We start from the raw sequence: 13,629 nt of genomic DNA, 5'->3' as shown, positions 1-13,629 counted from the left end.
GCTTACTGAGCCCTTCGGAGACCCCGTTGCCCAGCCCCTACCGCGCTCTGTTCGCAGCACCCGGCTCCAAGAGTTTCTCCACTGCGGGCTTCCTCGGTCGCATCCCGGTGTCGATGATGGGCATCGGCGTGGTCACGATGGTCTCCCAGCTCACCGGGCGGTACGGCCTGGCCGGCGCCCTGTCGGCCACCGTCGCGCTCTCCGCCGCGGTGGCCGGACCGCAGGTCTCACGGCTGGTCGACCAGTACGGGCAGCGCCGTGTGCTGCGTCCGGCGACGCTCGTCTCGCTGACCGCGGCCGCCCTCCTGCTGTGCGCCGCGCACTACGGATGGCCCGACTGGGTGCTGTTCCTGGCGTGCGCCGGCATCGGCTGCGTGCCGAGCGTCGGCGCGATGATCCGGGCCCGCTGGGCGGCCCTGTACCGGGGCACGCCGCAGTTGCACACCGCGTACTCCTTCGAGTCCGTGGTGGACGAGGTGTGCTTCGTCTTCGGCCCGATCGTCTCCATCGGTCTCTCCACGGCATGGTTCCCGGAGGCCGGTCCGCTGCTCGCCGCCTACTTCCTGGCGGCGGGTGTGTTCTGGCTGACCGCGCAGCGCGCCACCGAGCCCGAGCCGCACCCGCGCGAGCGGCACGGCGGCGGTGGTTCGGCGATCCGCGCGCCGGGCCTTCAGGTGCTGGTGGCCACCTTCGTGGCGACCGGGGCGATCTTCGGGGCGGTCGACGTCGTCACCGTGGCCTTCGCCGACGAGGAAGGGCACAAGGCGGCCGCGAGCATCGTCCTCGCGCTGTACGCGGCGGGTTCCTGTGTGGCGGGCATGATCTTCGGGCTCCTGCACTTCGCCGGGGCACCGGAACGTAGGTGGTTGCTGGGCGTGTGCGCCATGGCCGTGAGTATGATCCCCCTCCTACTGGTCGGAAACTTGCCGTTTCTGGCCGTGGCGCTGTTCGTTGCGGGACTGTCCATCGCTCCGACGATGATCACGACGATGTCCCTCATCGAAGAGCACGTACCACGTGCGCAGCTCACCGAGGGCATGACCTGGGTGAGCACCGGGCTCGCGGTGGGGGTCGCGCTCGGCTCCTCCGCGGCCGGCTGGGTGATCGACGCGGCCGGGGCGCGTGCCGGGTACGGGGTTCCGGCGGTGGCCGGGGCCGTCGCGGTCGCGGTGGGTTTCCTGGGATTCCGCCGGCTCAAGCGGCCGGCTCCGGGTCGGGGAGGCTCCGTTGAGCAGCACAGCGAACGGAAAGAACGGCACGTGGCGTAACTGGGGCGGCAACGTCTCCGCGCGTCCCGCGCGGCAGGTGACCCCGGCCTCCGTCGACGAGCTGGCCGCCACCGTGCGGCGGGCCGCCGAGGACGGCCTCAGGGTGAAGGCCGTCGGCACCGGGCACTCCTTCACGTCCATAGCCGCGACGGACGGTGTGTTGATCCGCCCTCAACTGTTGACCGGCATACGCGACATCGATCGCGACGCCATGACGGTCACGGTGGAGGCCGGCACCCCGCTCAAGAGGCTCAACCTGGCCCTCGCCCGGGAGGGCCTGTCGCTCACGAACATGGGCGACATCATGGTGCAGACCGTCTCCGGCGCCACCAGCACCGGCACGCACGGCACCGGCCGCGACTCGGCCTCGATCGCCGCCCAGATCCGGGGCCTGGAACTGGTCACGGCCGACGGCTCGGTGCTCAGCTGCTCCGAGAAGGAGAATCCGGACGTCTTCGCGGCCGCCCGGATCGGCCTCGGCGCTCTGGGCATCGTCACCGCGATCACGTTCGCCGTCGAGCCGATCTTCCTGCTCACGGCCCGCGAGGAGCCGATGCCGTTCGACAGGGTGCTCGCCGACTTCGAAGAACTCTGGGCCGAGAACGAGCACTTCGAGTTCTACTGGTTCCCGCACACCAGCAGCACCAACACCAAGCGCAACAACCGCAGCGCGGGCCCGGAGAAGCCCGTGCCGCAGCTCAAGAGCTGGTTCGAGGACGAGTTCGTCTCCAACGGCGCGTGGCAGGTAGCCAACTGGGTCGGCCGCGCGGTGCCCGCCACGATCCCCGCGATCGCCCGGATCTCCACCAAGGCATGGTCCACGCGGACTTACACGGACACCCCTTACAAGGTCTTCACGTCCCCGCGCCGGGTGCGCTTCGTGGAGATGGAGTACGCCCTTCCGCGCGCGTCCGTCGTGGAGGCGCTGCGCGAGCTGAGGACGATGGTCGACCGGTCCGGCCTAAGGATCAGCTACCCCGTCGAGGTGCGCACCGCTCCCGCCGACGACATCACGCTGTCCACCGCCTCCGGCCGCGACACCGCGTACATCGCCGTCCACATGTTCCAGGGCACGCCCTACCAGCGGTACTTCACCGCGGCCGAGCGGATCTTCACCGCCCACGAGGGCCGTCCGCACTGGGGCAAGGTCCACTCCAGGGACGCCGAGTACTTCTCCCGGGTGTATCCGCGCTTCGGCGAGTTCACGGCGCTGCGGGACCGTCTCGACCCTGATCGGCGGTTCCAGAACGACTACTTGCGGCGGGTTCTGGGGGCGTAGGCGACGCACTGGGGGTGGTGCTCCCGGGGTCCTCACTCCCCTCGTCGCTCGGCGTGGGCGCCGGTCCGGTCGCGGTACCGGTGTCCTCGCCGGGAGAGGGTGAAGCCTCCTCCTCACCCCGCGGGGTGCTGGTGGCCTCGTCCGTGCCTGACGGGCTGGGTGTCGTGGTGTCGCCGCCGGAATCGGAGCCCTGGGAGTCGTCGGCGGTCCCGGAGTCCCCCACGCCCCTGCCGCCCGAACGCCCGGAGCCCGACGCCGCATTGCCGCCACCGGTGAAGACGTCTCCGACGGTCGTGCTGCGTCCCCCGCTGAGGTTGTGGCCCGAGACCAGCTCGTAGGTGGTGATTCCGGCCATCGTGACGCCGAAGACCACGGACGCCGCGAGCACCGGCCGCTTCCATCCCCTGACCCGGGCGCGGTAGACGGTGCCCTCGGTGAACTCGCCGGGTGCCGGAGGTGCTTGTCCCGCAGGCCCGGCCGCCGGCCTGGCAGGCACGGTCGTGGCGCCGCAGATCTGCTCGCCGGTCTGCTTGAAGAAGTGCTGGAAGAGGGAGCCGCCGCAGGTGGCTACGACACTGACGACGCCGGCGCCGAGGATCGTGCCGTACACCCCGAAGCAGGAAGCCAGTTTGGCGGCCAGGACCGCCGCGAGGGCGCCGCCCGCGACCTGGGGCATGTTCAGGTCGATCCGCTTGCGCCCCTCCGTCTCCGGATCGCTCGTTCCACCGACACCATCGGGCCTTTCACGCATCCCCGGATCTTGCCTGCCTTTCCCGTACACGGTCGTTCAACTGCACAAGAAGGGGACGGCTGACCGAAAGCGATAGTTCCGTTTCTGGTGATTACGTGAACTTCCCCACGTTCAAGATCACGAATTGGGGGCATGGGGCGACCAAGTCCCCCCTCTTGTCAGAAGTTGGGCGGCGTGCCAATCCACGCACGTGGCCCAAATGGAGTACTGTGGCGAGCCCTGGGTCCGGTCTCCCACCAGGGTGTACGGGGCCTTTAAGGACCGCCGGGAGGGGGCTAGTTGCACAGGGTGACAGAGTTCGTCACTTAGCGTTGCGAATAGGTAACCGTGCCATAACGGCGATCCAGGGCCCGTGCCCGACACGCCGGGCAACTCGGCAAGGTTGTGGCAGGCTGCACCCGGGCAGGCCACACTCGACTAGCGGAAGCAGCGACGCACGTGACGTCGGCAGGCACCACCCGGGAGGTCCCCATGCCCGAACTGCGTGTCGTGGCCGTCTCGAATGACGGCACACGGCTGGTGCTGAAGGCTGCGGACAGCACGGAGTACACGCTTCCGATCGACGAACGTCTCCGTGCCGCCGTGCGCGGCGACCGTCCCCGCCTCGGCCAGATCGAGATCGAGGTGGAGAGCCACCTCCGCCCCCGCGACATCCAGGCGCGTATACGAGCCGGCGCGACCGCGGAAGAGGTCGCGCAGATGGCTGGCATCCCCGTCGACCGGGTGCGCCGCTTCGAGGGCCCGGTGCTCGCCGAGCGTGCGTTCATGGCCGAGCGGGCCCGCAAGACCCCGGTCCGCCGCCCCGGCGAGAACTCCGGTCCGCCGCTGGGCGAGGCCGTGCAGGAACGGCTGATGGTGCGCGGCGTCGACAAGGACACCGTCCAGTGGGACTCGTGGCGTCGCGACGACGGCACATGGGAGGTCCTGCTGGTCTACCGCGTCGCGAGCGAGCCGCACTCGGCGAGCTGGACCTACGACCCGCCCCGGCGGCTCGTCCAGGCCGTCGACGACGAGGCGCGCATGCTCATCGGCGAGACCGACGACCTGGCCGCGCCCGAGCCCAGCTTCCCGTTCGTCCCGCGGATCGCCAGGCTGCCGCGCGACCGGCCGCTGGACCGGCCCGCCGACCGTGAGCGGCCCGCCCTGCCCGCGCAGGCGTCCGAACCGCTCGAGGAGAGCACGGCCGCCACGGGCGAGCGGGACTCGCTGACCAGCCTGCTGGAGGCGGTGCCGAGCTTCCGCGGCGACCTGGTCGTGCCGGAGCGCCCGGCGCCGGAGCCCGAGGAGGAGGAGCCCCTCGTCATCGAGCCCGAGGAGGAGGAGCCTCCGGCCCCCGCCGCCTCGGCCGGTTCCGCCTACGCGGACGTCCTCATGCCGCGCTCCGTCGGCAGCCACCGCGACCGGCTCATCGGTTCCACCGACCGCCAGGCCGAGGCCGACGGTGTCCGTCCGGGTCGCAGAGCCGCCGTCCCGAGCTGGGACGAGATCGTGTTCGGGACGCGGCGCAAGAAGCAGGAGTAGCCGGACCACACGGCATTGACGCCGACCGTATGGTCATGAGAGGGCCGCGCCTTCCGGGCGCGGCCCTTCTGTACGCCCCGGGTTACTGGGGATCCGGCCCCACCGCGACGGGCCGGTCCGGGTCCGAGGACCAGTCCGACCACGACCCCACGTACAGCTCGGCCGGGATGCCCGCGACCGCCAGTGCCAGGACCTCATGGGCCGCGGACACCCCCGACCCGCAGTACACGCCGACCCGCGAGCCTTCGGACACTCCCAGCCCCTTGAAACGCTCCCGAAGCTCCGGCGCGGGGAGATAGCGCCCGTCCGCCCCCACGTTCTCGGTGGTGGGCGCCGACACCGCGCCCGGAATGTGACCGGCCACCGGATCGATCGGCTCCACCTCGCCCCGGTAGCGCTCCCCCGCCCGTGCGTCCAGCAGCACCCCGGACCGTGCCAACTCCGCGGCGGCGTCGGCGTCGAGCAGCCCCGCCCCGGGCTCGGGCACGAAGTCGCCCTCCGCCGGGGCGGGCACGGACTTCTCCAACGGCCCCTCCCAGGCCGGCAACCCGCCGTCGAGGACCCGCACGTCCGGGTGACCCGTCCAGCGCAGCATCCACCAGGCCCGGGCGGCCGCCCAGCCCTGGCCGCCGTCGTAGACGACCACCGGCGTTCCGGACGACACGCCCGCCCGGCGCATCGCGGCGCCGAACTGCGCGAGACCGGGCAGTGGATGGCGCCCGCCCTCGCCCGGTGCGGAGGCCAACTCCCGGTCCAGGTCGACGAAGACGGCCCCGGGCAGGTGCCCCCTCTCAAAGTCGGCCCGGCCGTCGTACGGCGGCTCCCCCGCTGCCCTGGCCGCGGTGAGCTGCCAGCGGACATCGAGCAGGACCGGCGGATTGGCGCCCGTCAGATCGTTCGCGAGGTCGGATGCGGAGATGATGGCGTTCATGACCCCATCCTCGCGCACGGGGGTGGCCGAGCCGTCCGTGTCCGGCTACTCTGCTCGGCCGGACCGGGACGATCACGTGGCGTACGGGATCGAGCACATGCTGTACAGCTGAACGACACGTGCCGATAAGCGCGCCGCAAGGGACAGCGCCCCGCACATCGGGCATTCTCCCGGACACGGGTCGCCCCACAGGGCGGGCCCCACAAGGGCTGCGGAGAGCACGGCCACCGCGAGGCCGAGAAGAGAGTGACAATGACCGACGCACGGGAGTCCGCCGGCCCGAACGGCGAAGCGCCCGCTCGGCACAAGCCCGGCACGCCCTGCTGGGTGAGCCTGATGGTGCACGGGCTGGCCGCGACCGAGGAGTTCTACGGGGCACTGTTCGGCTGGGAGTTCCGGCCCGGGCCCCAGCAACTCGGCCCGTATGTGCGTGCTCTGCTCGACGGGCGCGAGGTCGCCGGCCTCGGCCAGCTGCCGCCCGACCGCCAGCTGCCCATCGCGTGGACGCCCTACTTCGCCTCCCGGAACGCGGACTTGACGGCCGAGACGGTGCGCAGCCGCGGCGGCACGATCGGCGTCGGCCCGCTCGACGCCTCCGACGCCGGCCGTCTCGCGATCGGGTCCGACCCCTCGGGCGCGGTCTTCGGCATCTGGCAGGCCGCCGCGCACCTCGGCACAGCCGTGGCGGGCGTCCCCGGGACACCCGCCTGGAACGAGCTGCTGACCTTCGAATCGGCGAGCGTCGCGAAGTTCTACCAGACGGTGTTCGGCTACGAGGAGGAGCCGGTGGTCTCCACCGACTTCGACTACGTGACCCTGCTCAGCGACGGCGAGCCCGTCGCCGGCATCCACGGCCTGGGGCAGTCCCTGCCCCGTGACCGGGGTCCGCACTGGGTGACGTACTTCCAGGCAGCCGACCTCGACGACACGCTGGACCATCTCGTCCACCTGGGCGGGCACGTCCTCAGACCGGCCCACGACACCGCGCACGGCCGGGTGGCGACCGTGGCGGATCCGGAGGGGGCACGATTCGCTCTGCTGCAACGGCAGCGCTGACGTGCCGACGTCCGGTCAGGCGGTCAGACCGTCACAGGGTCACGCGGTCACGCGGTCACGCGGTCACGCGGTCACGCGGACGACATCGGCAGCACGTCCGGTGACAGGGCCGCCGCACGGGCGGTCGCCGCTGTCATCCGGCGGCGGTGGTGACGGCGGCACAGGACCTCGTACCCGACCTCGTCCGCGGAGTGGGTGACATCGCCGACGACCACCTGGGCGCCCTCGACGACCATCGCGCCGCCTATCGTGCGGGCGTTGTGCGTGGCACGGGCGCCGCACCAGCACAGGGCCTCGACCTGGAGCACCTCGACCCGGTCGGCCAGCTCCACCAGCCGCTGGGAGCCCGGGAACAGCTTGGAGCGGAAGTCGGTCGTGATGCCGAAGGCGTAGACGTCCAGGCCCAGGTCGTCGACCACGCGCGCGAGTTGGTCGATCTGCTCCGGCACGAGGAACTGCGCCTCGTCCGCGATGACGTAGTCCGCGCGGCCGCCCTGCGAGAGGTGGTCCACGAGGTAGGCGTAGAGGTCCTGCCCGTCCCCGACCTCCACCGCGTCCGTGACCAGGCCGAGGCGTGAGGACAGCTTGCCCTCGCCGGCGCGGTCGTCACGCGAGAAGATCATGCCTGCCAGGCCGCGCGCCGAGCGGTTGTGCTCGATCTGCAGAGCCAGGGTCGACTTCCCGCAGTCCATCGTTCCGGAGAAGAACACCAGCTCGGGCATGGGAAGGTGAGCACCTTTCGGTCAAGCGGGGATGTGGCGGGACGTCAGGAGCGTACTTCGAGCAGGGGGACCAGCTGCTCGGCAGGGGTCATAGAACCGTGGTTGCCGACCATCGCCGACTCGTTGGGCTCCCGCTGGGAGGCGATGATCAGGACATCGTCCCGTGCGGCGGCGACGACGTCGCCGATACGGCCGTACACCCGCTCGTCGATCCGCGGGCCGAACCAGCCCGCCGCGATGGCCTCGTCGCGTGAGGCGATCCAGAACTGCTCACCGAGCACCTCGCGCCAGCAGGTCAGGACGTCGTTCGCGGCACCCGGTACCGCGTAGACATGCCGGGCTCGGCCCTCGCCGCCGAGCAGGGCGACACCGGCGCTCAGCTCCCAGTCCTCGTCGAAGTCGATGCGGTGCTGCTCGTCGAAGGGCACGTCGATCATGCCGTGGTCGGCGGTGACGTAGAGGGCGCTGCGGGGCGGCAGTTGTTCGGCGAGGCGCTGGACCAGGCGGTCGGCGTACATGAGCTGGCCGCGCCAGGTGTCGGAGTCGACGCCGTAGCGGTGGCCGGCGCCGTCGACCTCGGCGAAGTACGTGTACACCAGGGAGCGGTCGCCCGCGGCGAGTTGCTCGGCCGCCAGGTCGACGCGGTCCTCGCCGGGCAGTCGCCCGAGGAACGTTCCGCCGCTGAGCGCGACCTTGGTCAGCGGGGTGTTCTCGAAGGTCGGGGACGACACCTGCGCGGCGTGCACGCCCGCCTGGTGCGCCAGCTGGAACACCGTCGGGTACGGCTGCCAGGGGCCGGGCGGGGCCCACGGCTGCCAGCGCAGCTGGTTCATCAGCTCGCCGGTGTCCGGGTTGCGCACGGTGTAGCCGGGCAGGCCGTGCGCGCCGGGCGGCAGGCCAGTGCCGACGGAGGCGAGGGAGGTCGCCGTGGTCGCCGGGTAGCCGGCGGTGAGCGGGCGCCCGGTGCCGCCGCGCGAGGTGGCGAGCAGGGACGTCATGAACGGGGCGTCCTCGGGGTGCGCCCTCAGCTGCTCCCAGCCGAGGCCGTCGATCAGGAACACGCAGTTCCGGTCGGCGGGGGCCAGCTCGGAGATCGCGGCGCTCATCCCCGGCACGCCGAGGCCGGCGGCCAGGGTCGGCAGCAGGTCGGCGAGGGAGCCGCTGCCGTACTCGGGGACCGGTGCGGAGGCGACGGCGAGCGGTTCGGGGTAGTGGTCCCACACCGTGTCGGGCTGTGCCATCAGCGGGTGGCGTCCGCGGTCGCCTCGGAGAGGGCCTGCGCGAAGGCGAGCGCCTGGCGCACGGTCTCCGGTCCGTCCCCGGCCTCGCTGACCCGCAGGCTGAGGTCGTCCGCCGTCGAGTTGCCGGTGTAGCCGTGGTCCGCCTCGCAGTTGGGATCGCCGCAGGCGGCCGGCTCCAGATCGATGCGGGAGACGGCGCCCCAGCCGATGGTGAGGACGACCTCACGGGGCAGGGTGCCCGGCTTGTACGACTCCGGGTTGGCGACGACCCGGCTGACCACGATCGACGAGATGCGGCCGATCTTCACGGACTCCGTCGAGGTCGTGGCGTACGGCGTCGGGGAGGTGCTGTCGGCGGCCTGCTCGTCGGTGTGGCTGACGATGAAGCGGTTGTCGGTGAGGACGAGCACCGTCACGTGCCGCCGCACCTCGTTCTGGTCGAACGTCGTTTCCTGGTGGACCAGGTACGACCGCATGGGCTCGCCGCCCACGGCGGCCTCCACCGCCTCGGCCACGAGGGCCGGGTAGTAGCCGCTGCGCTCGATCGCCGCCCGCAGCCCCTGGGTCGTCGTACTGGTCTTGGCCATGACGCCCATCCTACGGGGGCCCACTGACTGCGAGGCACAGCTCGCCCCCTGTCAGTACGCGGGGAGGGTCCGGGGGCCGAGGTCGTCGCGGGCGGGCGGTGTCGCCAGGCGGACGGAGGCGCCCAGGACGCTCAGGCCGTGCGAGGCGACGACGACCGGCTCCAGGGTGACCGCGACGACCTCGGGATGGTCGTCCACCAGCCGGGACACCCGCAGCAGCAGCTCCTCCAGGGCGCGGGTGTCGGCCGGTGCGGAGCCGCGCCAGCCGAACAGCAGGGGTGCGGTGCGGATCGACCGCACCAGCGAGCCCGCCTCCCGGTCGGTGACCGGGATCAGCCGGTGTGCCGTGTCGCCGAGCAGCTGTGAGGCGGCGCCGGCGAGCCCGAAGGAGAGCACCGCTCCGGCCGCGGGGTCGATGACGGCCCGTACGACGACGTCCACGCCGCGTGGCGCCATCCGCTGCACGACGGGGCGCAGCTCGTCCGGTGCGCCGAACAGCTCGGTCAACTCGGTGTACGAGCGCCGCAGTTGTTCCTCGTCCGCGAGGTCGAGACGGACGCCGCCCAGGTCGGCGCGGTGTCGCAGGTGCGGGGCGGTGGCCTTGAGGGCCACGGGGTAGCCGAGGGCGCGGGCGGCCTCGGCGGCGGCGTCGGGGGTCGGGGCGGGCAGGGCGCGGTGGACGTGGATGCCGTAGTGGCCGAGCAGGTCGCAGGTCTCTTCCGTGCCCAGCGTGAGTCCCTGCCCGCGCGCGAGCAGCCCGTCGATCAGCGTGGCGGCGCCCCTCTCGTCGATGTCGTCGTACTCGGGCACCTTGCCGGGCTCGGCGGCGTCGCGCCGCCACTGCGCGTAGGTGACGGCCTGGGCGAGGGCGCGGACGGCGCGTTCGGCGGCGGGGTAGGCGGGGATGAGATGGGCGCCTTCGGGGGCCTCGACAGCGGGGGGTCGCTCGTCGGTGAGCGGCGGCCGGGGAGCGGTTTGCGGTGGGGGGCCCGACTCTGCCTGGGGTGCCGTGCTCACCGCCGCCGACAGGGCCTCGGCCAGGCCGCCGAGCTCCACGTGCACGACCAGGACCGGCTTGGCCGGGGCGGCGGCCGATGCCGACCTCAGGGCCTCGGCGAGGGCCGCGTCCGCGACCGAGACCTCCCCCACCGCCGGTATGGCCGTGACGACGACCGCGTCACACCGGTCGTCTGCCAGTGCGCGCGAGAGGGCCGCGTGGAAGTCCGCCGCGGACGCCGCCGTGGTCATGTCCTGCGGGGGGTGCGGCCTCAGGCCCTCGGCGAGGCACGCGTCGTAGGTGAGCAGGCCGAGCGACTCGGAGTTGCCGAGGATCGCCACCCGGGGCCCGGCCGGCAGGGGCTGGCGGGCGAGGAGCAGGCCCGCGTCCACCAGGTCGGTGATGGTGTCGACGCGGATGACTCCGGCCTGCCGCAGCAGGGCCGAGACGGTCTCGTGCGGCAGCCGGGTCGCCCGGACGGCGTGCCCCTGGGGAGCGGCCGCGTGCCGCGCGCCCTGGACCACGACCAGCGGTTTCGCCGCGGCCGTACGGCGGGCGAGGCGGGTGAACTTGCGGGGGTTGCCGATGGACTCCAGGTACATGAGGACGACGTCGGTGTCGGGGTCCTCGTACCAGTACTGGAGCACGTCGTTGCCGGAGACGTCGGCCCGGTTGCCGGAGGAGACGAAGGTGGAGACGCCGGTCACGCCCGTGACGCCGCCGCCGCGGCGGTGCAGCCGGGAGAGCAGCGCGATGCCGATGGCGCCGGACTGGGCGAAGAGGCCGATCCGGCCCGGGCGGGGCGTCTCGGGGGCGAGGGAGGCGTTGAGCCGTACCCGCGGGGAGGTGTTGATGATGCCGAACGCGTTCGGCCCGATGATCCGCATGCCGTACGTGCGCGCCTGCCGCACGAGTGCGCGCTGGCTCTCGCGCCCCTCGAGGCCGCTCTCGGCGTACCCGGCGGAGACCACGACGAGCCCCTGCACGCCGTGCTCGCCGCACTCGGTGACGACTTCGGGGACGTACTCGGCCGGTACGGCGACGACCGCGAGGTCGACCGGGCCGTCGATGTCGCGCACCGAACGGTGGGCGGGAACCCCGTCGAGCTCCTTCTGATCCTCGGGGAGGGCCTTGTTCACGGCGTACAGGCGGCCGGTGAACCCGGCGTCGCGGATATTGCCGAGGACGCTGCGGCCCACGCCGCCCGGTGTGCGCCCGGCGCCGATGACGGCGACCGAGCCGGGCGCGAGCAGCCGCTGCACGGAGCGGGCCTCGGCACGGTGCTCGCGCGCGTACTGCACGGCGAGGGAGCGGTCGGTGGGTTCGAGGTCGAACTCCAGACGGACCACGCCGTCCTCGAAGCTGCGCTTCTGGGTGTACCCGGCGTCGGTGAACACCTTGATCATCTTGTTGTTGGCAGGCAGCACCTCGGCGGCGAAGCGGCGGATGCCGCGCTCCCTGGCGACCGCGCCGATGTGCTCCAGCAGGGCGGAGGCGACGCCGCGGCCCTGGTGGGCGTCCTGGACCAGGAAGGCGACCTCGGCCTCGTCGGCCGGTGCCGACGCGGGCGTTCCGTCGGCGCCGATCCGGTCGTAGCGTACGGTGGCGATGAACTCGCCGCCGACCGTGGCCGCGAGTCCCACCCGGTCCACAAAGTCGTGGTGCGTGAAGCGGTGGACGTCCTTGGCGGACAGGCGAGGGTACGGCGCGAAGAAGCGGTAGTACTTCGACTCGTCGGAGACCTGCTCGTAGAAGCTGACCAGGCGATCGGCGTCATCAACGGTGATGGGCCGGATGCGCGCGGTACCCCCGTCGCGCAGCACCACGTCGGCTTCCCAGTGGGCGGGATACTCGTGCCGGTCCGGCGAGGTCTGCATGGGCCCCAGAGTACGGCTAGCGTCCGACAGCGGGCGCGAGGCAGTCTGTGGAGGGCGTCAGTCGGGTCGAGGCCGCGATCCGACGGCACCCCGGGGCGGGTCATCAGGACCGCTCCGGCACAGCTTCACGTTATGGGAAACTGGTCTAGACAACCCTGAACACCGAAGGGCAGCAACACATGGCTGAGCGCCGCGTCAACGTCGGCTGGGCCGAGGGCCTCCACGCCCGCCCCGCTTCCATCTTCGTCCGAGCCGCCACGGCCGCAGGCGTCCCGGTGACGATCGCCAAGGCAGACGGCAACCCCGTCAACGCGGCCTCCATGCTGGCCGTCCTCGGCCTGGGCGCCCAGGGCGGCGAGGAGATCGTCCTCGCCTCCGACGCCGAGGGCGCGGACATCGCCCTGGACCGGCTCGCCAAGCTGGTCTCCGAGGGTCTCGAGGAGCTTCCCGAGACCGTCTGAGTATTTCCCCGCGCCCGACCCGGCGCACCCTGAAGGGCTCGTCCGAATTCACCGGGCGAGCCCTTCGCTTTTTCCGTGCATTTCCTGTCGGCGGGCAGCGGAAATAATCCCCCACGAATTCCCCGCTCTTTGTATACGGCTCCCGTGTTAATGCCGCAGGCTTGCCGTGTTTACGGCATGTTGCGAGTTCCTCACACGCTCGGCGCGCTCCCCGGCGGAGCCGAAACGCAGCCGGTGCGCGGCCGTCGCGCGCTCGGTGTGCAGCGCCGTGACCGCCCGCGCGCGCTCGCCGTCCCCGCGCGCCACCGCGTCCACGATCGCCCCGTGCTCGGCCCAGGACTCCACGGGTCCGGCCGGTGCCTCCACGGCGTACATCCAGGCGATCTTGTGCCGGAGCTGGGTGAGCATCGAGGTCAGCGCGGGGCTGCCGGAGGCCTGGGCGAGCGTCTCGTGGAACCAGCCGCCCAGCGAGCGGAGGTCGTCGCTGTTGCCCCGGCGGGCGCGCTCCTGGCCGAGCCTGACCAGGCCGCGCAGGACCTTCAGATGAGCCTCGGTGCGGCGCTGGGCGGCGCGGGCGGCACCCAGCGGCTCCAGCAGCATGCGCATCTCCAGCAGGTCGGCGGCCTCCTGCTCGGTGGGTTCGGCGACGCACGCGCCCGCGTGCCGCCGGGTGACCACGAAGCCCTCGGCCTCCAGCGTGCGCAGGGCCTCCCGGACGGGGACACGCGAGACGCCGTAGCGGCGCGCGAGCAGCTCCTCGGTGAGCCGACTGCCGCGCTCGTAGACACCCGCGACGATGTCGTCCCGGATGGCCGTGCACACCGCGTGCGCGGGAATACGCATGACCGACCTCCGCTTAATCCCCGTGAAACGTCGACTGGTGACGTGTGTTCCGTGACTCTATTGCAATGAGCCGGAATTTCCGACGGCGTACAGGA

12 protein-coding genes are annotated in these 13,629 nt (G+C 72.0%); 5 read left to right on the top strand and 7 right to left on the bottom strand.

All coding sequences use genetic code 11. The annotated features are described in order from the left end of the window. Positions 1-26 precede the first annotated feature (26 nt). Complete coding sequence (locus tag ACIBK5_RS40545; RefSeq protein ID WP_399028009.1) at positions 27-1,268, top strand: MFS transporter; 1,242 nt, start codon at positions 27-29, stop codon at positions 1,266-1,268. Further along, the gene (locus ACIBK5_RS40540) at positions 1,228-2,547 is read left to right on the top strand and encodes a D-arabinono-1,4-lactone oxidase (protein ID WP_399028008.1); all 1,320 of its coding nucleotides are present in this window, start codon (positions 1,228-1,230) and stop codon (positions 2,545-2,547) included. The genes ACIBK5_RS40545 and ACIBK5_RS40540 overlap by 41 nt, the downstream gene beginning before the upstream one ends. Here the strand turns inward: ACIBK5_RS40540 and ACIBK5_RS40535 are convergent. Beyond that, complete coding sequence (locus ACIBK5_RS40535; RefSeq protein ID WP_399028006.1) at positions 2,471-3,298, bottom strand: hypothetical protein; 828 nt, start codon at positions 3,296-3,298, stop codon at positions 2,471-2,473. The two genes, ACIBK5_RS40540 and ACIBK5_RS40535, sit on opposite strands and share 77 nt — an antisense overlap. A 471-nt stretch (positions 3,299-3,769) precedes the next feature. On the opposite strand from ACIBK5_RS40535, the gene sepH reads away from it, so the two are divergent. Further along, positions 3,770-4,819 carry a septation protein SepH gene (sepH, locus tag ACIBK5_RS40530; RefSeq protein WP_399028004.1) on the top strand — a complete coding sequence of 350 codons (1,050 nt, stop codon included), beginning with the start codon at positions 3,770-3,772 and terminating at the stop codon, positions 4,817-4,819. 82 nt (positions 4,820-4,901) lie between these two features. On the opposite strand, the gene ACIBK5_RS40525 is transcribed toward sepH, so the two are convergent. Then, positions 4,902-5,750 carry a sulfurtransferase gene (locus ACIBK5_RS40525; protein ID WP_399028002.1) on the bottom strand — a complete coding sequence of 283 codons (849 nt, stop codon included), beginning with the start codon at positions 5,748-5,750 and terminating at the stop codon, positions 4,902-4,904. A 252-nt stretch (positions 5,751-6,002) separates the two neighbouring features. Here ACIBK5_RS40525 and ACIBK5_RS40520 point away from each other — a divergent pair, with 252 nt between their 5' ends. Beyond that, positions 6,003-6,806, top strand: a complete 804-nt coding sequence (locus tag ACIBK5_RS40520; RefSeq protein ID WP_399028000.1) for a VOC family protein — start codon at positions 6,003-6,005, stop codon at positions 6,804-6,806. Between the two features lie 71 nt (positions 6,807-6,877). Here ACIBK5_RS40520 and ACIBK5_RS40515 read toward each other — a convergent pair whose 3' ends face one another. From ACIBK5_RS40515 to ACIBK5_RS40500, 4 genes are read right to left on the bottom strand one after another with little or no spacing between them, the layout of a single operon-like run. After that, entirely contained in the window at positions 6,878-7,528 is a 651-nt protein-coding gene (locus tag ACIBK5_RS40515) for a thymidine kinase (RefSeq protein ID WP_399027998.1), read from the bottom strand. Between the two features lie 44 nt (positions 7,529-7,572). Continuing rightward, positions 7,573-8,769 carry an alkaline phosphatase family protein gene (locus ACIBK5_RS40510; protein ID WP_399027997.1) on the bottom strand — a complete coding sequence of 399 codons (1,197 nt, stop codon included), beginning with the start codon at positions 8,767-8,769 and terminating at the stop codon, positions 7,573-7,575. Beyond that, entirely contained in the window at positions 8,769-9,356 is a 588-nt protein-coding gene (locus ACIBK5_RS40505) for a DUF5998 family protein (RefSeq protein WP_382591913.1), read from the bottom strand. Before ACIBK5_RS40505 ends, ACIBK5_RS40510 begins: the two co-directional genes overlap by 1 nt. 51 nt (positions 9,357-9,407) lie before the next feature. Continuing rightward, complete coding sequence (locus ACIBK5_RS40500) at positions 9,408-12,230, bottom strand: GNAT family N-acetyltransferase (RefSeq protein WP_399027994.1); 2,823 nt, start codon at positions 12,228-12,230, stop codon at positions 9,408-9,410. A gap of 179 nt (positions 12,231-12,409) precedes the next feature. Between ACIBK5_RS40500 and ACIBK5_RS40495 the strand changes: the two genes are divergently transcribed. Next, a complete protein-coding gene (locus ACIBK5_RS40495) occupies positions 12,410-12,691 on the top strand; it encodes an HPr family phosphocarrier protein (protein ID WP_071381868.1) in 282 nt (93 codons plus the stop codon). 147 nt (positions 12,692-12,838) lie between these two features. Here ACIBK5_RS40495 and ACIBK5_RS40490 read toward each other — a convergent pair whose 3' ends face one another. Beyond that, positions 12,839-13,534: a GntR family transcriptional regulator gene (locus ACIBK5_RS40490; protein WP_399027992.1), complete on the bottom strand. Its 696-nt coding sequence runs from the start codon at positions 13,532-13,534 to the stop codon at positions 12,839-12,841. Positions 13,535-13,629: the final 95 nt, after the last annotated feature.

The sequence above is a fragment of the Streptomyces sp. NPDC050546 genome (assembly GCF_044457425.1).
In the GTDB taxonomy this organism is placed as follows: domain Bacteria; phylum Actinomycetota; class Actinomycetes; order Streptomycetales; family Streptomycetaceae; genus Streptomyces.
Note: the sequence above shows the minus strand (reverse complement) of the source record. Positions and strands in the feature narration are given on the sequence as shown.